The organism is Micromonospora sp. NBC_01796 (genome assembly GCF_035917455.1).
In the GTDB taxonomy this organism is placed as follows: domain Bacteria; phylum Actinomycetota; class Actinomycetes; order Mycobacteriales; family Micromonosporaceae; genus Micromonospora_G.
Window position 1 is genome coordinate 522,938 of the sequence record NZ_CP109078.1, and the last position, 23,379, is coordinate 546,316.

Sequence of the window (23,379 nt, forward strand, 5' to 3'; positions counted from 1 at the left end):
ATTCCGTACCACCCCGGAGGCCGGTGCTCAGGGACAGCCGGCCGGTACGAGCCGGAGGTCGGCCACACTGGTCGTGCCCGGGGACACCGGCACGGTACGACTGACCGGTGTCCAGTTCCCGCCGCCGGCCACCACGGCGACGCTGCCCGTACCGGCGTCGAGCCAGCGGGTGAAGCGTCCCTGGGGGTCGGTGGTCAGCGCGTACCGGGAGCCACCCGCGTCCAGCCATACCGGGATCCCGGCCAGCGGTCGGTCCACGCCCGCACAGTCCACCCCGGTCACCGTGCCACCGACCGCACCCCACCCGGCAGGAGCGGCCACGGTGAACGTCACCGGTACGACGGTGGTCGGGTACGGCGTGTTCCCGCGCAACAGCAGCGCGGCCGAGTACGTGCCCGGCTGGTCGAGTACGCCCGCGTCCAGGGTCACCGACAGCCGGACCGTACGGCCCGCAGCGAGCACGCTGGCGGTGGGGGTGGCGGCCAGCCAGGCGCTGTCCCGGTCACTGCCGCAGTCGGTCCGACCGGGCAGCACCTCGGCGAACGGCGCCCGACCGTACCGGGCGAAGCTGCCGCCGATCCGGTAGAAGCCGCACGCGCTCGCGCCCCGGTAGAGCGCGTTGACCGCGTTCGGCAGCGCCGACCAGGCATCGCTCACCGGGTCGTAGGCGAACCCCTGGTTGGTGATGGTGCTGCCGTCGTCGGTGACCCCGCCGGAGAGGTTGAGCCGGCCGTCGGCCACGGCGTAACCCGCCGCCCAGAGGTCGATCGGCAGGTCCGCGAGGCGGGTCCAGGTGTCGGTGATCGGGTCGTACCGGTACGTCGACCGGCTGCTCTCCTCGGCCACCCCGCCGGCGCAGTAGACCGCCGCCTCGATCGCGCCGCAGGAGACCCAGGCGACCGGTTCGGGGTAGCCGGCCAGGGAGTCCCACCGGTCGGCGACCGGGTCGTACCGGAAGACGTCGGAGGAGGATCCGCAGTCGTAGCCCTCGGGGTGGCATCCGCCGACCACGTAGAGCTGCTTGTCCAGCACGGCAGCCCCGGCCGCGGCGGTCCCCTGCGGGATCGGCGCCCCGGTGGACCAGGTGTCGGTGGCCGGGTCGTAGACGTCCAGGCTCGGTTCCACCTCGGCCGGGATGTTGGTGCCGCTCCAGCCACCGGTGACGTAGAGCCGGTCGCCGAGGAACGCCGCCACCGGCCGCTGCCGGGCCACCGGGAGCGGGGCGAACGCCGTCCACCGGTCGGTGGCCGGGTCGTAGACGTAGGCGTTGCGGACCCGGCCCGTGTCGACGTTCCCGCCGACCGAGTAGATCCTGCCCCGGTACTCGGCCGCCGCGTTGTCGGCCAGATCGAGCGGGTAGTCGGCGATGCTGCGCCAGCCGGACCCGGCGGTCGCCGCCCGCACCCCGGCGCGCTGCGGCGCCTCGGCCGGTTGCCCGGCCGGCCGGGCGAGCCCGTCGGCGTCCGGCGAGAAGCGTCCGCTGATCCGGCGCACCGGAGCCCCGGTCCCGTTGCTCGCGCCGCTCATGCTGGTCCCGCTGGTCGTGGCGCTCGCGCCGTTCATGCTGGTCCCGCTGGTCGCGGCGCTCGCGCCGCTCATGCTGGTCCCGCTGGTCGCGGCGTTCGCGCCGCTCATGCTGGTCCCGCTGGTCGCGGCGTTCGCGCCGGTCGCGTCGGTCGGCGGTACGGAGCCGTCGGTCGGCGGTACGGAGCCGTCGGTCGGGCCCGTACCCGGCCGCTCGGCGACGGTCAGCTCGATCGGGGCGGTGCCGGTGTTGGTCACGTCCAACGAGACGGTGGTCCGACCACCGATCGGGGCGGCGCCGGTCAGTGCCGCGGTACCAACCGTCAGTGCCCCGGTGGGCAGGTCGAAGTTGACCCTGGTGGTCTGGTCGGCCGGCACCGAGGGGCGCTTGCGCATCGGCTGGTAGCCGCGCATCGACGCAGTGAGTTGGGTGGTCGCCGTACTCGGGTTGAACATCCAGTAGAAGCCGTCGTCGAGCCGGGGGTCGTCCCCGGTCGCCGCCGTGGACACGGTCGCCTCCGCGACTCCCACCGTCGCGCCGACCAGCGGGGATGCGGTGTTGGCGTCCCGGACGTAACCGGCCACCAGCCCACCGGCGACGGGTACGCACGAGTGCTCGCCGACCCAGACCCGGTCCACCTGCCACCAGTCACCCGCGGTCAGCTCCCCCTCGAAGTAGTGGAACCGGATCCGCGCGTCCGGCTGGCCGGCGGCCTGCGGGATCGGCAGCGTCACCTGCACCGGTCCGCGTACGGCGTCGTCCGCGTGCCACACGTTCGACCAGCTTCCACCACCGTCGACGGAGAGGTCGACCTCGGCGATCCCGGCGTCCTCCGGGTAGTCGGGGGTGTTGAAGTCGCTGGCGAAACCAATGGTGGGCGAAGCGACCCCGGTCAGGTCGACCACCGGCGAGACGAGCGCGGTGTCCTGCCGGGCGGGTCCGCCGTACAGGTCGCTCTCGGCGATCGCGAACCCGCCGGTGGCCCCGGTCAGGTTGCCCCGCTCGCCCGGGTCGTCGAAGCTCCACACCTGCTCGTTGCCGAGGTTGTCCAGGACCGACCAGCCGTCCGGCGCGGTGGTCCCACCGGTGTCGAAGAGTTCGACCAGGCCGTTCGCCCGGTGGGTGTAACCGGGTGCGACGCACGCGTCCGCGTCGACCGGGAGCGCCAGGTCGACCACCGTGTCCGCGGTGCCGACCTCGATCTGCCGGGTCAGCTCGGGATAACCCGGATACCGGGACTGCACCCGCAGCGTGTACGGCTGGCCGACCGGCAACCGAAGCTGGTACGCGCCGGTGAACGGGGCACTGGTCGCGGTGGCAGCCGGTCTTCCGTCGACGCTGACCGTGGCCCAGAGCGGCCAGCCGTGCCCGGACGCGTCCCGTACCGCACCGCTGATCAGGACGGTGTCGGCGGCGTACGCGGCCGGTGCCGGTACGGCGGCGGTGAGCAGCGCGGCGAGCAGGCCCGCCGTACCGAGTCGCCGGCCGGGGTCGGATCGGCGCGGGGTCATGAGGTCCTCCCAGGGGTGGCACAGCCGGTGGAGTCGAGGGTGATGTCGTGGACCACGTCTGCGCCGGCGCCGACTTCGACGGTTGCCCGGTACGGGAACCACCCCTCGGCGACGACCAGCAGTTCGGGCCGGCCTTCGCCGGGATCGAGCCAGAGCCCGTAACCGCCGGAGGCGTCGGTGTTCACGGTGTACGCCGCCGCACCGGCGGTCACCCGTACGGTGGCGCCGGGCAGCGGGGTACGGGTGCCGGCGCAGTCGGAGCCGGTCACGGTGCCGGTGATCCGACCCCACCCGGCCGGCGGCGTGACCGTCAGCCGCACCGGCACCGTGACCGTGTCGTAGGGGGTGCCGTCGCGCAGCACCAGCCGGGCCGCGTACGTCCCCGGCTGGCTCAGCCGGGCCGCGTCGAACGTCACCTCGACCTCGACCTCACCCCCGGCCGGTACGGTGATCCGCGCCGGATCGGTGTGCAGCCACGACACCGCGTCGGTGCCGTCGCAGTTGGCGTAACCCGGCAGGGTCTCGGCCAGCCGGGTGCCGAGCCCGGCGTTCGCGGCACCACCGATCTTGTAGAGACCGCAGCCGCTCCCACCCCGGTAGAGGGCGTAGGTGGAGTTGGGCAGCGCCGACCAGGCATTGCCCACCGGGTCGTAGGCGAAGCCCTCGTTGGTCAGCTCCTCGCCCCGACTGGTCACCCCGCCGGAGACCAGCAGCCGGCCGTCGGCGACCGCGTACCCCATGCCCCAGAGGTCGATCGGGAGCCGGGCCAGCGTGGTCCAGGTGTCGGTCGCCGGGTCGTACCGGAAGGTCGACGCGCTGGTGACCGTCTCGGTGGCCCCACCGGCGCAGTAGAGCTGGCCGCCGATGCCGCCGCAGGCCGCCCAGGCGGTGTTCTTCGGGTAGTCGGCCAGCCGGGACCAGGTCTGCGCGACCGGGTCGAACCGGAGCACGGTGTTACTGCCGCAGAACCCGGAGACGCAGCCTCCGACCAGGTAGAGCTTGTCATCGAGTACGGCGTTCGCCGCACCGGCGCGTGCCTCCGGCGCCGCCGGGCCGGACGACCAGGTGTCGGTACCCGGGTCGTAGACGTCGACGTCGAAGCGGGGATCCCCGCTGGTGCCCCAGCCGCCGACCACGTAGAGCTTGCCGCCGAGGAAACCGACGGCCGGCTTCTGCCGGGCGCGGGGCAGCGGTGCGAGCGGCTGCCAGGCGCCGGCGGACGGGTCGTAGGCGAAGACGTCGGTGACCGGACCGGCCGGTCCGTCGCCGCCGACCGAGTAGATCCGCCCGTCGAGGGTGGCGACCGCGTTGTCCATCACCGGGATCGGGTAGTCGGCGATGGTGGCCCACGGTGCCGCCGCCACGGTTGCCAGCGGCGCGGCCGGACCGGTGGCCGCCGAAGCGCCCGGCTCGGTGGCCGCGGCAGGTGCGGTGGGCCGGACCCGGCCGAGCGGGTAGTCGCCCGGAATCCGCTGCCGGGGCGCTCCCGCGCCGGTCACGGAGGTGCCGCCGGTGGGTTCCTCGACCAGGTCCAGTTCGGCCGCGGCGGAGCCCGAGTTGCGTACGGTCAGGGTCGCCCGTCCCGACTCGCCCAGCCGTACCGAGGACTCCAGCGCGGACTGGGCCACGCTGACCTGACCGGCACCGAGGGTGAAGTTCAGCCGGGTCACCGCGTCCGCCGCCACCGTCACCGGTTTGGTCTGCGCGTGGTAGCGGTCCAGGGTGGTCCGCACCTGCGTCACCCCGTCGAGCGGGGCGAAGAGCCAGTAGAACCCGTCGTCCAGGCCGGCGTCCTCCGGGGTCGCCACGGTCGTGGTGGTCAGCTCCGGGTGTCCCACCGGCCGTACCGTCGCACCGGGCAGGGTCGCCCCGGTGTTGCGGTCGGTGACCGAACCGCTGACCAGTCCACCGGGCACCTCGACGCAGCGCCGGTCGCCGACGCGTACGTTGTCCACCTGCCAGCGCAGGTCGAGCACGGCCTCGTAGTGGAACCGGACCCGTACGCCCGACCGGTTGGCCGCCTGCGGGATCGGCACCTGAACGGTCGCCGGGCCGCGCAGCGCCTCGGTGGTACGCCGCCACGCGGTCGCCCAGGTCTCACCGCCGTCTATCGACACGTCGACCGACGCACTGGACTGCTGCCCGGTCTCGTAGTGGGTGTCGAACCAGACCGCCGGGGTGCCGACGCCGGTCAGGTCCAGCGGCGGCGAGACCAGTGCGGTGTCCTGCCAGCTGTCGGCGCCGTACTCGCCGCTGTCGACGGCGGCGAAGCCCCCGGACCCGCCGGTACGGTTCCGCTCGGTCGAGTCGTACCGCCAGACCTGCCCGGTACCGGCCGCGTCGGTTACCGTCCAGTCCGCCGGGGGTACGTCGTCGAAGTTCTGCGCGTACCGCTGCTCCGGCTCCTGCCCCCGGTAACCGGGTGCGGTGCAGGCGTACCGGTCGACCGGCAGGGTGAAGTCCCGGACCAGGTTCCGGCCGGCAACCTCGACGGGTGCGCTGACCGGCTGGTGGCCGGGGTATCGGGCGGTCACGGTGAGCTGGTAGCGCTGCCCGGCCGGCAGGGTGAACCTGTAGCTGCCGTCCGACGGCCGGGTGTAGAAGGTCCCGTTCGGTACGCCGGCCACCGAGACGGTCGCGTAGAGCGGCCAGCCGTGGTCGGCCCCCTCGGTCACCTTGCCGCTGATCGTGACCGTGTCCACCTTGGTCAGCCGGAAGTCGTGCCGGGCCTCGCCTGCGGTGGTGACGGTCAGCGTGGCGGTCTGCGGGGCGTACCCGAATCTGGTCGCCGTCACGGTGTAGTCGCCGACCGGGACGAGCGCGTCGAAGGCGCCCTGCGCGTCGGTGCCGAGGGTGCGGTTCGCCGCCCCGGTCAGGGTGAGTTCGGCACCGGCGAGCGGTGCGCCGCCGGCCGCGTCGACGACCGTCCCCCGGATCGGGCCGGCGGTCGCGCGGGGTGCGGCGGTGACGGCCGCGTACACGTCGAGCCGGCCCTCGCCGTAGACGTTGTTGTCGGCCGGGGTGCCGCCGCAGCTCGTGTCGTCGACGTCGACCGCGGTCCGGTCGAGCAGCGCCCTGGTGGCCGGGATGTCACCGACCAGGGCCGGGGCGGCCGACCAGAGCAGGGCGATCGCACCGGCCACGTGCGGGGAGGCCATCGAGGTGCCGGTCTTGGCCCCGTAACCGGATCCGGGTACGGCGGAGCGGACGTTGACGCCGGGCGCGGAGATGTTCGGCTTCACGTCCCCGTCGGCGCCCGGCCCCCGGCTGGACCACGGGTCGATCACCCCGTTCACGTCGTACATGCCCGCCGCGTACGTCAGCAGGCTGTCGCCGGGTGTGCCGGCGGTGTCGCAGGCCGGGCCGGAGTTGCCGTTGGAGTACATCGGGAAGATGCCCGAGGCCAGCCAGGCGGTGAGCACCTGGTCGAACCACGGGTTCTCCTCGCCGCCGTTGTCCTCGCCCCAGGAGTTGTTCACGATGTTCGGGCGTTTCGACGGCAGCGGGTTGGCGCCGGCGCTGTCGGTCGGGGCGAGCATCCACTCGGCGGAGGAGAGCAGGGCGAAGTCCGAGCAGCTACTGGCCTCGCAGCCCTTGGCGGCGATCCACCGGGCGCCGGGCGCCACGCCGATCCGGTTGCCGGCACCGCCGTCGCCGACCATCGTGCCCATGGTGTGGGTACCGTGGCCCGAGTTGTCGCACGGTTCGACCGCGCCGGCCGAGCAGATCGAGGCCGGGTCGTACCAGTTGTAGTTGTGGTCGAACGAGCCGTCGCCGTGGTTGCCCCGGTAGGAGGCGACCAGGGCCGGGTGGTCGTACTGGACCCCGGAGTCGATGTTGGCGATGACGATCCCCTCGCCCCGGTCGCCGTAGTCCCGCCACACCCGGTCGGCGCCGATGTCCGCCACACCCCACTCCACCTCGGATGCGGCGGCGGCCCGTGCCACCGCCGCACCGTCGGCCGGTCGGGGTTCGGGCAGGGCGTGCGTCTGTGCCGCGTACAGGCCGTGGACTTCGGTCCGGCGGGACAGCCGGTCGGCGAGTTCACGGTCACCGCCGAAGACGTAGACCGCGTTGGCGACGGAGAAGCCCCGGTAGCGCACCTTGGCGGTGGCGAGTTGGTCGCGTACCGCCCGCTGGCTCCGGTCGGCCTGCCGGCGCAGGGTCTCCAGTACGGCCGCCCCGCGCCCGTCCCAGTCACCGCTCGCGGCGGCGGCGTCCAACTCGGCCCGGTCCCGGGCGGTCCGGTCACCGAAGGTCACCAGGAAGTCGGTGCTGGCACCGGTGTCGAGGCTCCGGCTCAGCGCCACGTCGATCTTCGCCCGGGCGCCGTCCGGGCCGGCACCGGGCACCGATCCGGCGGCCCCGAACATCGCCGACACGACCAGCACCAGGGCGCAGAGCAACCCGGCCCCGAGCGGATGCGGGAAAGGTCTCGTCCGACTGGCAGACCGCACAGTTGCGCTCCCTCATGCTCGACCGGTGGCGGCACCGGTAGCTCGACCGGTGCCTGGACCGGTGCGTCGACAACCGTCCGAACATCTGTTGAACAGATGCCGCAACAGGTTGAAGGCAATGGATCATGCGGCGGTGGGTAGAGTGATCCGTACCCGCTACGGAACTTTGAAGGCGTACCCCGGTGTCGCACTCCCCCGCTGTCGCCGATCCGGCCCCCCGAGCCAGGCTGTCGGCCCAGGTCTCGCGGGTCCTGGTCGGCCGGACCGACGAGCTGACGACCCTGCGTACGGCCATCTCCGCACCGCCGTCGATCGTGCTGGTCGAGGGTGAGGCCGGGGTCGGGAAGAGCCGGCTGGTCGAGGAGGCGCTGCACGGTTTCGCCGGCCACCGGCTGCTCGGCCAGTGCGACGCGTTACGGGAGCCGTTCCCGCTCGGCCCGGTGCTCGACGCGCTGCGGGACGCCGCCGTACACCTGCCGCCGGCCCGACGGCTGAGCCCGCTGCTCGGTGCGCTGGTGCCGCTGCTGCCCGAGATCGCCGACCGGCTGCCGCCGGCCCTGGACCCGCTGCCGGACCAGCGGGCCGAACGGCACCGCCTGTTCCGGGCCGCCGCCGCGTTCCTGGACACCCTCGGCCCGGTCGCCCTGGTCCTCGAGGATCTGCACTGGAGCGACCAGGGGACCTGGGAGTTCCTGGCGTTCCTCGGTGCGCACCCGCCGGCCGGGCTCTCGATCGTCCTCAGCCGGCGTCCCGGTTCGCCGCTCGGCTCCCCGCTCGCCGAGAGCCTGTCCCGGTTGCGGACCCGACCACCGGTACGGGTGAGCGTGCCGCCGCTGACCCGCGTCGAGACCGGGCGCCTCGCCTCGACCCTGCTCGGTACCGAGCCGCTACCGGAGGCCTTCGTCGCCGAACTGTACGAGCGGACCGGGGGCATCCCGTTTGTCGTCGAGGAGGTCCTCCGCGACCTGGCGGAACGCCTCCCGGCGACACCGGAAGCGGATCCGGATGCGGTGTCGTCCCCGGAGCCCGCGGGCGGATGGCCTGCGAACACCAACCTGACCGCGCACACGCTGGCCGGGCTCGCCGTGCCGAACGGGTTGCGGGACGTACTGACCCACCGGCTCGACGGGCTGGACGAGCGGGCCCAGGAGGTGCTCGGGGCCGCGGCCGTACTGGGTCTGGTGCCCGACGAACGGACGCTGGCCACCATGGTCGGCGCCGACCGGGGCGAGATCGCCCGCGCGCTCGCCGGTGCGCTCGCCGCCGGACTGCTGTACGAGCGGGACGGCAGGTGCCGGTTCCGGCACGCGCTGGCCCGACAGGTCGTGTACGAGGCACTTCCGTCGCCGAACCGCCGGTGGCTGCACCTGCGGGCGGCCCAGGCGTTGGAGGGCGACCAGGACCGGGCGGCCCGACCGGTGGCCCAGTTGGCCCACCACTACCGGCACGCCGACCTGCCGGCGGAGTTCGTACGGCACGCCGAGGCGGCGGCCGATCTCGCGGTCGGGCAGGGCGACGACGCCACCGCCGCCGGTTACCTGCTGGAGGCGGTGGGGGTGCCGGAGCTGCCCCGACCGCTGCGGGTACGGCTGGCGGTGAAGCTCGGCCGGGCCGCGATCGAGGGCCTCGCGCACGCCGAGGCGGTCCCGGTGCTGGAGCGCCTGCTCGACGACGACCGGCTGCCGGCGCGGGCCCGGGGCGAGCTACGGCTGACCCTGGGCCGGCTGCTGCGCCAGCAGGGGCAGGCCGAACGCGGCTACGCCGAGATCGAACGGTCGCTGACCGACCTGGTCAACCCCGGTCTGCGGGCCCGCGCACTGGCCATCCTCGCCGCCCCGAACACCGCCGTCGGGAGGCGGCTGGACGAGCACCTCGCCCGCGCCCGGGAGGCCCGGTCGGCGGCTGCGGCGAGCGGCGACCCGCAGGCGGTGCTGGCGGTACGCAGCGCGTACACCTCGTTGGAGCTGGAGCGGGGCGCTCCCGGTGCCTGGCTGCTGGTCGACGAGTTGCTCGGTGACCCGGCCCTGGTCGCGAGCCCTCGGGAGCAGGCCCGTGCCTGCGTCAACCTCGCCCAGGCGGCGTTGCAGGCCGGGTACCTGGACCGGGCCGAAGGGCTGCTGCTGCGGGGTCAGGAGGTGGTCGACCAGGCCGACTATCCCCGGCTGGCGGCGGTGGTGGAACTGGTCGGGGTGCTGGTGGACCGGGCCGCCGGACGCTGGACCGGGCTGGAGGACCGGCTGCACCGGCTGCTGCGGCGCGGTTCCGAGTTCCCGGCCGCCGACCTCGACGTACGGCTGAACCTGGGCACGCTGCTGACCGCGTACGGCCGGGTGGACGAGGCCGAGGGGTGGCTGCGGGAGATGGTCGACCTGGCCAGGCGGGCGGGGGCGGTCTGGCCGCTGATCGCCGGGCGGGCGGCGCTGGCCCGGCTGTTGCTCGGCAACGGGGACCCGGCCGGGGCGGTCGCGGAGGCGTACCGGGGGCTGGAGCTGGTACGGCACAAGGGCATCTGGAACTGGGGCGCGGACACGGTGCAGGTGGCGGTCGACGCGCTGGCGGCCCTGGACCGGCTGGACGAGGCGGCCCGACTCACCGACGAACTCGCCGACGGGCTGGCCCTGGCCGAGGTGCCGATCGCGCAGGCCCGGCTGGCCCAGTGCCGTGCGGTGCTGCTGCGGGCACACGATCCGGACGCGGCGGCGGCCCTGCTCGACCCGACCCGCGTCGAACTGGCCCGGCTGGGCCTGGTCGCCGAGGTCGCCCGGCTGGACGAGATCCGGGGGGACTGGTGGTGCGCCGGTGCTGCCGGGCCCGACTCGGCCGGGCAGGCCCGGGGCGCGCAGTCGCTGCGGGACGCGCTGACGGTCTACGGCACGCTCGGTGCCGGCGCCGACATCGCCCGGGTCTGCCGGACCATGCGGACGCACCGGGTCGCCATCCCGTACCCGTGGCGGGGTGGCCGGCAGTCCTACGGCGACGCGCTGTCGCCGAGGGAACGGGAGGTGGCGACGCTCGCCGCTCGCGGTCGGACCAACCAGGAGATCGCCGTACGGCTGTGCCTGTCCCGTCGTACGGTCGAGAGCCATGTCGCGAACGCGCTGCGCAAGCTCGGCGGGCAGTCGCGGCGGGAGCTGGCCGCGTTGATCGACCGCACCGATCCGGTGCCAGGGGCAACGGACCTCGAGCCGGGTTGATCCGGAGTGGAACACTGGCCGCAAGAGCCGAGAGTGTCGGCAACACAGCGGACAGTAGGGTCCCCCTCCCCTCCAAGGAGTCCCGATGCACCGGGTCCGGTCGTACAGTCGCCGTGACGGCGTTCGGGTCAGATCGCACTACCGCCGAGGACGGGGACGCCGCTCGACGGTCCGCTTCCTCCGGGACCGGGACAGCTCGGGCCTCCTCGACGGTCTGGCGGGCTGGGCGCTGCTGGCGGCGCTGCCCGTACTCCTGCTGGTGGTGGCGATCGTACGGTTCGTCGAACGGCACCCGGTCTGGTCCGGGCTGATCGGCGTGAGCCTCGCCGCCGTCGGCGTCGCCGTACTCCGGGCGTGGTTGCGGGTTCGGGCCCGGCAGCAGACGGCGGAGGAGGAGGTGGGGCGGTCCGTGGCGGCCACCGACACGATGGCCGGCGAGCAGTTCGAGCAGTGGGTGGCGGACCTGCTCACCAGATCCGGGTGCACCGGAGTACGGGTGTGCGGGCGGACCGCCGACCGGGGCGCGGACATCGTCGGCCACACACCGGACGGGCGGCGTCTGGTGGTGCAGTGCAAGCGTCAGGGCTGGAACAACCCGGTGGGCAGTGCCGCCATCCAACGGTTCGCCGGCACCTGCCGCACCATCCATCGGGGCGAGGTCTGCATGATCGTCACGAACGGGCGCTTCACCGCCGGAGACGGCGCACAACTGGCCCGGGAGCTGGACATCGTGCTCGTCGACCGGTCCGTACTGGGCGGTTGGGCCGCGCACGGCGTCGTGCCCGTACGGCTCGGCACCCGGCTCGCCCCGACACCCGGCGCGGCGCGGTTGGGGTAGCCGAGTCAGCGCCCGCTGTACTCGTCCTGCCGGATCGGCACGTCAGACCACGTACGCGGCGATCGCGCGCGCACAGTCGAGGGATTCGGTGTGGCTGGTGTCCACCTCCACGTCGTAGACGACACCCTGATGCACGGTCTCAGCCTGGGACGCCGCCATCCCGATCACCCTGTCACCTCGTGCGATCTCCCGGCCCGCCGCGATGTTCGGGGCACAGCGCACCCCGACCCACAGCACCTCAAGGCCCGCCAGGTGCGTCCGGGCACGCTCCTGGGAGGAGGCGCCGCCGAGGAACACGTCGTCGATGATGACGGGCGCCCCCGCTCCCGCCATCGCCGCGACGCCGACCATCCAGGCGTGCTGCAGGTCGCCGAAGCCCCTACCCAGGACGACCTCGCCCTGCTGCCCGAACGTCACCATGGACGGTGGCAGCCGGTCGATCAGATCGTCGACGCCGAGGTCGATCCACGGATTCGGCAGGAGGTGCTTGAGGCACCGGACGATCCCGGACTTGCCCGAGCTGGAACCGCCGTTCAGCACGATGACCTGCGTCGCCACTTGATCGGCTCACCTTCCCCAAGGACCCGCTCAACCCCGCACAGACTGCCACATCTCCCGCTTCTCCCGGAGCGGCACGCGAAGTCCCGGCGTCGTGACAACAGCCGGGATGACCGCCGCGTGCCCGACGTCGGCGCGGTGCCGCACCCGCTACTTCGAGCGGGGCAGGCGCAGGCCGGACATGCCGCCGTCGACCGCTAGCGAGGTGCCGGTGGTGGCACGGGACAACGGGCTGGCCAGGTACGCGACCGCGCCGGCCACCTCCTCGGCGCGTACCAGCCGGCCGGTGGGCTGGCGGGCGGCGAGCCGTTCCTTCTCCCCCGCCGGATCGTCGGCCTTGGCCAGCAGCCGGCCGACCCACGGGGTGTCCACGGTGCCGGGCGCGACGCAGTTGACCCGGATGCCCTCGGTCACCAGGTCGGCGGCCATCGCCAGGGTGAGCGCGTGCACCGCACCCTTCGACGCGGAGTAGAGCGCCCGCTGGACCAGGCCGGCGGTGGCCGCGATCGAGGAGGTGTTCACGATCGCCCCGTGCGAACTGCGACGCAGGTACGGCAGGGCCGCCCGGGTGGTCCGGACGATGCCGATCACGTTGACGTCGAGCACCCGCTGCCACTCGGCGTCGTCGTTCGCCTCGACGGTCCCGACCGCGCTGATCCCGGCGTTGTTGATCAGGATGTCGATCCCGCCGAACGCCTCGGCGACCCCGGCCATCGCCCGGTCCAACGAGTCGGAGTCGGCGACGTCGGCGACCTGCCCGAGGGTCGCCCCGCCCTGCTCCCCCGGGTTCAGGTCGAGCACCCCGACCCGCCCCCCGCCGGCCACGAACGCCTCCACGCACGCCTTGCCGATACCCGACCCGCCACCGGTGACCACCGCGACCAGCCCGTCGAACTCGCCCACGTCAACTACCTTTCCTCGTACGTCTACCCGGGCCGCTCAGGCGAGCCCGGTGAATCCCAGTTCGCGGTGCAGTTGCGCCACCGCCCCGGTGAAGGCGGCCCGGTCGAGGACCGCGCCGAGGTACCTGCCCTCGGCGACCGGCTCGGTGAAGAACCGGTCCGGCAGGGTGTCCGCGTCCAGCCCGAAACCGAGCCGTTGGTTGATCTCGCGTTGCAGGAGCAGCCGCCGCGCCCCGAGCGCCAGCACGTCCGGCCGTTCCCCGGTGACCGCCTCCACCAGGTCCTCGACCAGGTCCAGGGTGAGCGGTCGGGTGGGCGTCGCGGCGAACGCGCAGACACCGAGGGCGTCCAGCCCGCTCCACAACCGCAACAGCGCGGCGGTACGACCCACGTCCAGCTCGCCCCGGGGACACGGCACGGTCGCACCGAGCCGGCGCAGCTCCGGATAGCTGTGCGGCAGCCCCTCCTCCGGGTCGAAGTCGAGGTCGTGTTCGACGATGTCGTAGCGCGGTCCGATCGGGGCGACCGCGTAACCGAGACCGAGGTTCGGTTGCACCCTCGGGTCGAACGGCGGCAGCTCCACGCCCTTGCTGGTCATCGCCGTCGCCGGATTGGCCCGCGCCGATCCCTCGCCCAGCGGGTGACCGCCGGCCGCGATCCGTTCGACCACCGCCGGCACCTCCCCCGCCGGTACGCCGGCCGCCACGAGGGTGCCGCCGAGCGACACCGGGTCGAGCCCGAGTTGCAGGCAGCGGGCGTGCAGGGCCCACGGGTCGGTGGCGCCGAGGTTCGGCCCGAGCATCGCCAACGCCTCCTGGTGCAGCCCGGCTCCGGCGTACACCTTGATGCAGTCGGTCGGGCAGCCCGGACAGGCCGCCACCCGGTCGGGTGCGGGCGCGGTGCCGACCCCGCCCCGGCTGACGGTGTCGGCGAAGTTCGCCACCGGGGCGTAACCGGGCTCGGCGTTCCAGACCCCGAAACCCGGCAGGGCGTGCTGCCAGGCGGTCAGCGAGTTACCGGGTTGTGCGGCGGCGTACCACTCGGAAAGGCGGCGCAGCGCCTGCGGGTCCGCGACCGGCACGGGATCCGGACCGGGTACGCAGACCACCGCCTTGACGTTCTTCGCCCCGAGGACCGCCCCCAGACCCAGCCGGGGCAGCGGATGGTCCCGGCAGGTGACGATCGAGGCGTACCGGACGCCGTTCTCGCCGGCCGGTCCGATCACCGCCACCGCCGCGTCGTCGCCGTACCTGGCGAGCAGGGCGTCGGTGGCGGGACCGGTCTCCAGGCCCCACCACTCGCCGGCCGGTTCCAGCCTGGCCCGGCCCGCCTGCACCACCACGCAGACCGGCTCGGCGGCCCGCCCGTACAGCATCACCCCGGTGACCCCGGCGGCCCGGAGGCCGGCGGCGTACGGGCCCTCGGCCCGGGTCTCGGCGATCCCGCCCGACAGCGGGGACAACCCGATCGCGGCGCACCGGGCCAGCCCCGGCGCGGGCACCCCGGCCACGGTGCCGGCGACCAGGGCCAGCGGTGCGTGCGCCGGCTCGGTCGGGCCGGAGATCATGTGCCGGAACAGCTCCAGCACGGCGACCGGCCCGCCGAAGCCGCCCGCCTCGCGGATCGCGAAGGTGTCGCCGGTGTCGAGCTCGACGTGGATCAGGACCACGCCGGCCCGTCCGGGTAGCGGTACTCGGCCAGCGTCTCCGGTCGCATCTGGGCCGAGAAACCCGGCAGGTTCGGTGCCCGGTACGCCCCGTCGACGATCACCACCGGATCGACGAAGTGCTCGTGCAGGTGGTCGACGTACTCGATCACCCGGTCGGTGAGGGAGCCGGAGACGGCGACGTAGTCGAACATGGACAGGTGCTGGACCAGCTCGCACAGCCCCACCCCACCGGCGTGCGGGCAGACCGGGCGGCCGAACTTCGCGGCCAGCAGCAGGATCGCGATGTTCTCGTTCACCCCGGCGACCCGGCACGAGTCGATCTGTACGAAGTCGACCGCGTCGGCCTGGAGGAGTTGCTTGAACACGATCCGGTTCTGTACGTGCTCACCGGTCGCCACCCGGACCGGTCCCCCGTCCGGGGTGATGTGTGCCAGCCCGCGCCGGATCGCCGCGTGCCCGAGTACGTCGTCCGGGCTGGTCGGCTCCTCGATCCACCACGGGTCGTACGGGGCCAGGGCGGTCATCCAGTCGATCGCCTCGGCCACGTCCCACCGCTGGTTGGCGTCCACCGCGATCCTGATGTCCGGCCCGACGACCTCCCGGGCCAGGGCGAGCCGGCGCACGTCGTCCTCCCGGTTCCCGCCGACCTTCAACTTGATCTGCCGGTACCCGTCGGCGACCGCCTGCTTGGCCAGCCGGGTGAGCTTGCTGTCGTCGTACCCGAGCCAGCCCGGCGAGGTGGTGTACGCCGGATAGCCGCGACGTTCCAGTTCGGCGATCCGCTCGGCCCGGCCGGGCAGGGCGGCCCGGAGGATCTCCAGCGCCTCGTCCGGGGTGAGGGCGTCGGTCAGGTAGCGCCAGTCGACCAGGTCGACGATCTGCTCCGGGCTCAGCTCGGCGAGCAGCCGCCAGACCGGCTTGCCGGCGACCTTGCCGGCCAGGTCCCAGGCGGCGTTGACCACGGCGGCGGTGGCCAGGTGGATGACGCCCTTCTCCGGGCCGAGCCAGCGCAGTTGCGAGTCGTGGGTGAGCCGCTTGGCGAACTCGCCCAGGTTGTCCACGGACTGACCGACGATGAACGGGACGAGCGCGTCGATCGCCGCCCGGCACACCTCGTTGCCGCGCCCGATGGTGAAGGTGAAGCCGTGGCCGTCCACACCCGCGTCGGTGTGCAGGACGACGTACGCGGCGGAGTAGTCGGGGTCGGGGTTCATCGCGTCCGACCCGTCGAGTTCACGGGAGGTCGGGAAGCGGATGTCGTACGTGTCGACCCCCGTGATGATCACGCGGCGTCCTTCACGGCCGAGCGCTGCCGCCCGAGCCCGTCGATCTCGACCTCGACCACGTCACCGTCGGCCAGGTACGGGAACCGCCCGGACAGCGCGACGCCCTCGGGGGTGCCGGTGCTGATCAGGTCACCCGGGTCCAGCACGGTGTACTGGGACAGGTGCCAGACCAGGTACGCCACGTCGAAGATCATGTCGGCGGTGACGGAGTCCTGCCGGGGCTCGCCGTTGACCCAGGAGCGCAGCGAGAGCTTGCCCGGATCGCCCACCTCGTCCGGCGTGACCAGGTACGGCCCGAGCGGGTTGAACGTCTCGCAGGACTTGCCCTTGGACCACTGTCCACCGGAGACGGCGAACTGGAAGTCGCGCTCGGAGATGTCGTTGGCGAGGGTGTACCCGGCGATGTGGGCCAGTGCCTCCTGCGGCGACTCCAGGTAGCGGGCGGTCCTGCCGATCACCACGGCCAGTTCCACCTCCCAGTCGGTCTTGGTCGACCCGCGCGGTACGAGCACGTCGTCGTACGGTCCGACGAGCGTGTTCGGCGCCTTGTAGAAGACGACCGGGTGCTCCGGGCTCGCCGCCCCGGACTCGGCGGCGTGTGCCGCGTAGTTCAGCCCGACGCAGAGGACCACACCCGGCCGGGCGATCGGCGCGCCGATCCGCAGCCCGGTGATGTCGATCTCCGGCAGCCCGGTCACGTCCGTCACCCCGCCGGTGGCCAGGAACGCGCCGTCGATGTCCCCCGTGATGCCGGACAGGTCGAAGTAGCGACCGTCCGTGTGGGCCACCGGGCGCTCCGCGCCGAACGGACCCACCCGCATGTACTTCATTCGATCTCCAACTTGTAGGTGCTGATCGCCGTGGTGGCGAAGATGGCGTCCGGAGTGCCGCCGAGGATCTGCTCCAGCGCGTCGCGTACCTGGGTGTAGGTGGCGGCCAGTTCGCAGACCGGCCAGTCCGAGCCGAACATGAGCCGGTCCGGCCCGAACAGCTCGATCGCGCTCGCCACGAACGGGCGCAGGTCCTCGACCGTCCAACCTGCCGGGTCGGCCTCGGTGACGAGGCCGGAGAGCTTCGCCACCACGTTTGGGCAGGCGGCGACGGGTGCGGCCATGGTGCGCCACTGGTCCAGACCGGCGGCGCCGGCCGCGATCCGGGGCTTGCCGAGGTGGTCGAGGACAAAACGGGAGTCCGGCAGTGCGGCGGCGGCCCGCGCCACCGCCGGCAACTGCTCGACCCGTACCACCAGCTCGTTGACCAGGCCGGCGTCGGCGATCGTACGGAGTCCGGCCCGTACCTCCGGCCGGTCCAGGTAGTCGTCGTCGGGCTGGCCCTGCACCTGGTCGCGGATCCCGACGAGCAGGTTGCCGCCGTCACCGGCCCGGTGTCCGGCGAGGGTGCCGGCGAGCGCCGGATCGGTCAGTGACGCCCAGCCGACCACCCCGGCGATCTCCTCGGTGGCGGCGGCGGTCGCCAGGAACTCGGTGGTCTCGGCGGCGTCACCACGACCCGCCTCGACGAGTACGGTCCGGTCCACCCCGGCCGCCCGCAGGTTGCGCCGGAGGTCCTCCACCCCGTAGTCGCGCCGGATCCGGGTCAGTGCCGGGTCGGCCAGCCAGGCGTAGTCGGCGGTCCAGAGGTGCTGGTGCGAGTCGACGATCACGGCGTCGGCACCTCCTCCGGAAGCAGCCCGGAGTCCTTCAGGTCACGCCAGAGCTGACCGGGGATCGGGTGGTCGAACATCTCCGCCGCGTCGGTCACCTCGTCCGCCGACCGGGCGCCGAGCACGACGCTGGCGACCGCCGGGTGGCCGAGCGGGAACTGGACCGCGGCGGCCCGCAGCGGCACCCCGTGCTTGGCGCAGACGTCCTGAATGGCCAGTGCCCGGTCCAGCAACTCGGCCGGCGCGGGCAGGTAGTCGTAGGTGGCACCCGGTTTCGGGTCGGCGAGCAGGCCCGAGTTGTAGACCCCGCCGGCGATCACCGAGACGCCCCGGTCGGCGCAGAGCGGGAGCAGTTCGGCCAGGCCGGACTGGTCGAGCAGGGTGTACCGGCCGGCGAGCAGGACCGTGTCGAGGTGACCGGTGCGGACGAAGTCGGCGAGCATGTCGGCCTGGTTCATCCCGACCGACACCGCGCCGATCCGCCCCTCCTCGCGCAACGCCACCAGCGCCGGCAGGGCACCGGCCAGCGCGTCGGCGTAGTGGTCGTCGGGGTCGTGGATGTGCAGCACGTCGGCCCGGTCCAGGCCGAGCCGGTCCAGGCTCTCGGCGTACGACCGGCGCGTCCCCTCGGCGCTGAAGTCCCAGGTCGGGGTCAGGTCGACCGGCTCGGCCCAGATCTCGTCGTTGTGGTCGACGGCCGGCTCGCTGCGGTGCCGGCCACCGCCGCGCGGCTGCTCCGGACCCGGCACGAGGATCCGGCCGACCTTGGTGGAGAGGGCGAACTCGGCCCGGGGCTTGCCGGACAGGACCGCGCCGGCCCGCTGCTCGGAGAGCCCGGCGCCGTAGAGCGGTGCCGTGTCGAAGTACCGGAAGCCCAGCTCCCAGGCCCGTTCCAGGGTGCCGGACGCCTGCTGCGCACCGACCGCCCGGTACAGGCCGCCGAGTGGGGCGAGGCCGAGGCCGAGGCGGGTCACCTCGACTTCGGTGCTGCCCAGTCGGGTCCGTTCAAATGGGTTCACGCGGCTGACTCCCCTGCTGCATCGGGCCGGTCCGGGCCGGTTCCCGTCTGCTCCCGGGCCGGTCCAGCGTGGATCATCCGGATGATCGCCTGACTCATCCGGCCGTAGTCGTGGTCGTTGGCGAGTTCACCACGAACGGTGAAATCGTTCATCACCGCGACCCGGTCCGCCAGGGTCACGATCTCCGGCAGGTCGGAGGAGATGAGCAACAGGGCCATGCCGGCGCCGGCCAGTTCGGCGATCAGCTCGTGGAAGGCGGCCTTGGTGCGTACGTCGATGCCGACCGTGGGCTCGTCCACGACCAGGATCTCGCACTGGGCGGCGAGCCACTTGGCCAGGCTGACCTTCTGCTGGTTGCCGCCGGAGAGCTGGCCGGCGAGCTGGCGCGGGGAGGCGGCCCTGATCCCGAGACGTTCGGTGTACTCGGCCACCACCTGCCGTTCGGCGGGCTCGGTGACCAGTCCGGCGCGGGCGATCCGACGCCAGATCGTCACCCCGATGTTGCGGGTGATGGGCTGGTCGAGGAAGACCCCCTCCTCCTTCCGGTTCTCCGTCACGTACCCGATCTTGTAGCGGTGCAGCGCCTCGCCGACCGTACGGATGCGTACCGGCTTGCCGTGGACCTCGACCGTGCCGGCGGTGATCCGGTCCAGGCCGAGCAGGGCCTTGGCCAGTTCGCTGCGGCCGGCGCCGACCAGCCCGTACAGTCCGAGGATCTCGCCGGGGCGGACGGCGAGCGAGATGTCGCGGTGCCCACCGGCGGTGCTGACCCCGGTCAGCCGCAGTGCCGGCGGGGTCTTCGGGTCGACGTCGCGCCCGGCCAGCGTGACCGACGCGTACGCCCGACCCACCATCAGGTCCACCACCTGGTCCTGGCTGTACGACGACAGCGGCTCGGCCTCGGCCACGCTGTGCCCGTCGCGGAGCACGGTGACGGTGTCCGCGACCGCGAACACCTCCTCCAGCTTGTGGCTGACCAGCACCACTGCCTGCCCGCTGTCGCGGAGCTTCCGGACGATGGCGTAGAGCCGGTCGGCCTCGTCGCCGGTCAGCGAGGCGGTCGGCTCGTCGAGCAACAGGACCTTGCTGTCCAGGCTGAGTGCCTTGGCGATCTCGACCAGTTGCCCGTGCGCCACCGAGAGGTCGGCGACCGGGGTGTCCGGGTCCAGGTCCAGGTCGAGCAGGTCGAGGCAGCGGCGCGCCTCGGCCCGCATCCGGGCCTTGTCCACCACACCGAAACGACGCGGCAGGTGGTGCAGCACGATGTTCTCCGCGATGGAGAACGCCGGGATCAGGTTCCGTTCCTGGTGCACCACCCCGATCCCGGCCCGCTGGGCGTCCAGCGGCCCGGTGAGCTGGAGTTCCTTCCCGTCGAGCACGATCCTGCCCCCGTCGGGGCGGTACACCCCGGTCAGCAGCTTGACCATGGTGCTCTTGCCGGCACCGTTCTCCCCCAGCAGCGCGTGTACGCTGCCCGCCGCCAGCCGCAGGGTCGCGCCGTCCAGCGCGCGTACCCCCGGGAACGTCTTGACCAGGCCCTCGGCCGTGAGCATCACGACGACCTCCGCAACAGCTTCTGCCGGACGGTGCCGAGCAGCACCGCTCCGAGGACAACCGCGCCGACGATCAGGTCGATCCAGCGACGGTTGATGTCGAACTGGGCCTGCAACACGTCCACCAGCCGGACCAGGAACGCGGCCAGGCAGGTCCCGGCGACGCTGACCGCCCCGCCGGTGAGCGCCACCCCGCCGATGATCGGCGCGGCGAAGCTGGGCAGCAGGAGGTCGTCGCCGATGCTCGAGTTGACCGAGCCGGACGAGGCGACCGTGATGACCGCGGCGACCCCGGCGAGCAGCCCGGACAGGGCGTGCGCGATCACGATCGACCGGTCGTTGGAGATCCCGGACAGCCGGGCGGCGAACGGGCTCCCGCCGCTGGCGAGCAACTGCCGCCCGGTGACCGTACGGGCGAAGAAGAAGGCGACCAGGGCGGCGACCCCGAGCGCGACCAGGAACACGACCGGCAGCCCGAGCACCGAGGCGCGGCCGAACTCCCGCAGCCCCTCCGAGTAGCCCTGGTAGGTGTCGGGGCCGTTCACCCCGTACCGGAGCCCCTCGATGATGGTCATGGTGGCGAGCGTGACGATGAAGCCGTTGATCCGGGTGAAGACCACCAGCGCCCCGTTGACCACACCGGCGATCAGGCCGACCGCGAGCGCGACCAGGACCGCGAGCGGCGCGGGCAGACCCGCCTCGACCATCGCCCAGGCGGCGACCATGGCGCAGAAGCCGGTGAGCGCGCCGACGGACAGGTTCATCTGGCCGATCGCCAGGACCACCATCTGGGAGAGCCCGATGACGATCGGCACGGCCAGGAACCGGAAGAACGCGCCGAGGGTGCCGGCGGAGAGCAGGTTGCCGCCGGTGGCGATGGCCAGGGCGACGAACCCGACCAGGGCGATCACGGCGAGGGTGAACTCGGGCCGCCGGGCGACCGAGCCCCACCGTGAGGTCTTCTCCTCGTAGAGCACGCTCATGCCCGCACCCCCCTGCGTTCGGCGAGCACGTGGCGTACCCGGTCCAGCGAGAGCGCGACCAGCAGCACCAGCCCGATGTAGAGCTTGAGCTGGTCGAGCTGGAACTGAAGCAGGTTCAGTCCCTTGTAGATGACCTGGGTGAGGGTGGCGCCGAGGACCGTACCCAGGATGCTGACCGCACCGCCGGCGAGCAGCGTGCCGCCGAGGACCGGGCCGAGGAACGACGGGAGCAGGAACTGCTCACCGATGTTCGCGGAGAAGGCGCCGTTGTTGGCCGCCAGCAGGAAGCCGGCGAGCCCGGCGAGCAGGCCGGACAGGGCGTGCGCCTGGACCACCCGGTTCTTCGTCGGGATGCCGGACAACTCGGCCGCCCTGGCATTGGCGCCGGTCATCAGGATCTCCCGGCCGAGCCGGGCGTACCGGAACAGAAGCCCGACCGCGAGCGCCGCGACCAGCGCGAACGGTACGACCAGCGGCACGTTCGGCCCGCACACGTTGCCCATGCAGTAGTCGGCGAAGGTGTCGTTGCGCAGTGAGGTCATGCTCGCCGGCTGGCTGCCGAACGCGACCCCGTCGGTGAACCGGGTGTAGAGGATCGTGATCAGGCCGATCATGGCGAAATCGAGGGCCAGGGTGACCACGAACGAGTTCACCCCGGTACGCGAGATGATCAGCCCGGCCAGCGCCCCGAGCAGGGTGCCGACGGCCAGTCCGATCACGAGCCCGACGAGCAGCGGTACGCCCAGCCGGTCGTACGCGAGCCCCATCGCGAAGGCGCTCATCGCCGCCATGCGGCCGACGGCCATGTTCATGTGCCCGAGCGAGAGCACCATGAGCTGGGCCAGCCCGACGACGGCGTAGACGCTGATGTCGGCCTGTAGCGGCACCAGGGTCAGCGCGGTGTTGAGGAACGCCGGCCGCAGCACGCTGAAGAGCACGACCAGCGCGATCAGCAGGACGACCAGGCCGAGGCGCGGGTTGGCCCAGAGCGGGATTCCCGGCGGCTTGCGAGGCGCCGGAGGCTCGGCCGCCGACGGCGCCTCCGGTGCGACCGTGGTGGTCTGATCACTCACTGGATTCTCCGGTTGTCGATCGCGTCGCGGTCCCAGTCGATGCCGAGTCCGGCGGTGGTCGGGGGCAGCGCGTGCCCGTCGACGACGTCGATCTCGCGCCCGGTGATCGCGCGCAGTTGCGGGATGTGTTCCAGGTAGCCGCTGTTGGGCACCGCGCAGCAGAGGCTGACGTGCAGTTCCATCAGGAAGTGCGGGCAGACCGTGACGTTGTACGCCTCGGCCAGGTGGGCCACCTTCAGCCACGGGGTGATGCCGCCGATCCGGGCCACGTCGACCTGGACGATGCCGGCGGCTCCCCGGTGCAGGTAGTCGCGGAACTGGCCGATCGAGTACATCGACTCGCCGACCGCGACCGGGATCGAGGTGGCCTCGGCCAGCGCCCGGTGCCCGGACACGTCGTCGGCCGGCAGGGGTTCCTCGAACCAGTACGGGTCGGACGCCTCCAGCAGCCGGGCCCGCCGGATCGCCTCGGCGGCGGTGAGCGACTGGTTGGCGTCGAGCATCAGGTCGAAGTCGGGGCCGACCTCGGCGCGAACGGCGGCGAGCCGCTCGGCGTCCTGCACCGGGGACCGGCCGATCTTGAGCTTCGCACCGGGCCACCCGGCCGCCTGGCTGGCCCGCGCCCCGGCGATCAGCTCGTCGGTGCTCAGGTGCAGCCACCCGCCCTCGGTGTCGTAGAGCGGGATGCGGTCCTTGGCGCCGCCGGCCAGCACCCAGAGCGGTTGGTCCGCGGCGCGGCATCGCCAGTCCCAGAGGGCGGTGTCGACGGCGGCGAGGGCGAGCGAGGTGATCGCGCCGACCGTGGTGGCGCGAGTGGCGGCGAAGAGGTCCCGCCACACCGCCTCGACCCGCCGGGGGTCCGCGCCGACCAGTCGGGGCACCAGGTAGTCGCGCAGGAGCGCGAGGACCGCGGTGCCGCCGGTCCCGATCGTGTACGCGTAACCGGTGCCGGTCCCACCGTCGTCGGTGCGGATCTCGACGAAGATGGTCTCCTGTTTGAGGAACGACTGGACGGCGTCGGTGCGTACGGTCTCGACCTCGAGGTCGACGAGGTACGCCTCGGCGTGGGTGATCGCGGGCAACGAGGCTCCTTCGAGGGGTGGCGAACGCGCCGGTTTCCGGGGGTGGGGCGCGTTCGACTACCGGGC

At 72.8% G+C, this 23,379-nt stretch carries 15 protein-coding genes; 2 read left to right on the forward strand and 13 right to left on the reverse strand.

Going from position 1 to position 23,379, the window contains the following annotated elements:
- Positions 1–27 precede the first annotated feature (27 nt).
- Positions 28–3,036, reverse strand: coding sequence for a Kelch repeat-containing protein (locus OIE47_RS02415; RefSeq protein WP_326559829.1), 3,009 nt, complete (start codon positions 3,034–3,036; stop codon positions 28–30).
- Positions 3,033–7,493 carry a S8 family serine peptidase gene (locus OIE47_RS02420; protein WP_326559830.1) on the reverse strand — a complete coding sequence of 1,487 codons (4,461 nt, stop codon included), beginning with the start codon at positions 7,491–7,493 and terminating at the stop codon, positions 3,033–3,035. The genes OIE47_RS02415 and OIE47_RS02420 overlap by 4 nt, the downstream gene beginning before the upstream one ends.
- 182 nt (positions 7,494–7,675) lie before the next feature.
- On the opposite strand from OIE47_RS02420, the gene OIE47_RS02425 reads away from it, so the two are divergent.
- Both OIE47_RS02425 and OIE47_RS02430 read left to right on the forward strand, forming a co-directional pair.
- A complete protein-coding gene (locus OIE47_RS02425) occupies positions 7,676–10,687 on the forward strand; it encodes a helix-turn-helix transcriptional regulator (protein WP_326559831.1) in 3,012 nt (1,003 codons plus the stop codon).
- A gap of 85 nt (positions 10,688–10,772) precedes the next feature.
- Positions 10,773–11,525, forward strand: coding sequence for a restriction endonuclease (locus OIE47_RS02430; RefSeq protein ID WP_326559832.1), 753 nt, complete (start codon positions 10,773–10,775; stop codon positions 11,523–11,525).
- Between the two features lie 42 nt (positions 11,526–11,567).
- On the opposite strand, the gene cpt is transcribed toward OIE47_RS02430, so the two are convergent.
- The 11 genes from cpt to OIE47_RS02485 form a co-directional block, all read right to left on the reverse strand.
- Positions 11,568–12,083 (reverse strand): chloramphenicol phosphotransferase CPT, encoded by a 516-nt coding sequence (gene cpt, locus OIE47_RS02435; RefSeq protein WP_326559833.1) that lies wholly within the window; start codon positions 12,081–12,083, stop codon positions 11,568–11,570.
- 150 nt (positions 12,084–12,233) lie between these two features.
- Positions 12,234–12,986: an SDR family NAD(P)-dependent oxidoreductase gene (locus tag OIE47_RS02440; protein ID WP_326559834.1), complete on the reverse strand. Its 753-nt coding sequence runs from the start codon at positions 12,984–12,986 to the stop codon at positions 12,234–12,236.
- A 36-nt stretch (positions 12,987–13,022) separates the two neighbouring features.
- Positions 13,023–14,654, reverse strand: coding sequence for an aldehyde ferredoxin oxidoreductase N-terminal domain-containing protein (locus OIE47_RS02445; RefSeq protein WP_326559835.1), 1,632 nt, complete (start codon positions 14,652–14,654; stop codon positions 13,023–13,025).
- Positions 14,645–15,940: an L-fuconate dehydratase gene (locus OIE47_RS02450; RefSeq protein ID WP_326559836.1), complete on the reverse strand. Its 1,296-nt coding sequence runs from the start codon at positions 15,938–15,940 to the stop codon at positions 14,645–14,647. Before OIE47_RS02450 ends, OIE47_RS02445 begins: the two co-directional genes overlap by 10 nt.
- Positions 15,937–16,770 carry a fumarylacetoacetate hydrolase family protein gene (locus OIE47_RS02455; RefSeq protein ID WP_326559837.1) on the reverse strand — a complete coding sequence of 278 codons (834 nt, stop codon included), beginning with the start codon at positions 16,768–16,770 and terminating at the stop codon, positions 15,937–15,939. The genes OIE47_RS02450 and OIE47_RS02455 overlap by 4 nt, the downstream gene beginning before the upstream one ends.
- On the reverse strand, positions 16,767–17,603 hold the full coding sequence (locus OIE47_RS02460; RefSeq protein WP_326559838.1) for an amidohydrolase family protein: 837 nt from the start codon (positions 17,601–17,603) through the stop codon (positions 16,767–16,769). Before OIE47_RS02460 ends, OIE47_RS02455 begins: the two co-directional genes overlap by 4 nt.
- Positions 17,600–18,622: an aldo/keto reductase gene (locus tag OIE47_RS02465; RefSeq protein ID WP_326559839.1), complete on the reverse strand. Its 1,023-nt coding sequence runs from the start codon at positions 18,620–18,622 to the stop codon at positions 17,600–17,602. The genes OIE47_RS02460 and OIE47_RS02465 overlap by 4 nt, the downstream gene beginning before the upstream one ends.
- Complete coding sequence (locus tag OIE47_RS02470; RefSeq protein ID WP_326559840.1) at positions 18,619–20,175, reverse strand: sugar ABC transporter ATP-binding protein; 1,557 nt, start codon at positions 20,173–20,175, stop codon at positions 18,619–18,621. Before OIE47_RS02470 ends, OIE47_RS02465 begins: the two co-directional genes overlap by 4 nt.
- A complete protein-coding gene (locus OIE47_RS02475; RefSeq protein ID WP_326559841.1) occupies positions 20,175–21,158 on the reverse strand; it encodes an ABC transporter permease in 984 nt (327 codons plus the stop codon). Before OIE47_RS02475 ends, OIE47_RS02470 begins: the two co-directional genes overlap by 1 nt.
- Positions 21,155–22,231 (reverse strand): ABC transporter permease, encoded by a 1,077-nt coding sequence (locus OIE47_RS02480; RefSeq protein ID WP_326559842.1) that lies wholly within the window; start codon positions 22,229–22,231, stop codon positions 21,155–21,157. Before OIE47_RS02480 ends, OIE47_RS02475 begins: the two co-directional genes overlap by 4 nt.
- Positions 22,228–23,313: a mandelate racemase/muconate lactonizing enzyme family protein gene (locus tag OIE47_RS02485; protein ID WP_326559843.1), complete on the reverse strand. Its 1,086-nt coding sequence runs from the start codon at positions 23,311–23,313 to the stop codon at positions 22,228–22,230. The genes OIE47_RS02480 and OIE47_RS02485 overlap by 4 nt, the downstream gene beginning before the upstream one ends.
- Positions 23,314–23,379: the final 66 nt, after the last annotated feature.

Coding starts and splice junctions, on each gene's coding strand:
- OIE47_RS02415 (WP_326559829.1), bottom strand. CDS start 3,036: ATGACCCCGCGCCGATCCGACCCCGGCCGGCGACTCGGTACGGCGGGC.
- OIE47_RS02430 (WP_326559832.1), top strand. CDS start 10,773: ATGCACCGGGTCCGGTCGTACAGTCGCCGTGACGGCGTTCGGGTCAGA.
- OIE47_RS02455 (WP_326559837.1), bottom strand. CDS start 16,770: ATGAAGTACATGCGGGTGGGTCCGTTCGGCGCGGAGCGCCCGGTGGCC.
- OIE47_RS02470 (WP_326559840.1), bottom strand. CDS start 20,175: ATGCTCACGGCCGAGGGCCTGGTCAAGACGTTCCCGGGGGTACGCGCG.
- OIE47_RS02475 (WP_326559841.1), bottom strand. CDS start 21,158: ATGAGCGTGCTCTACGAGGAGAAGACCTCACGGTGGGGCTCGGTCGCC.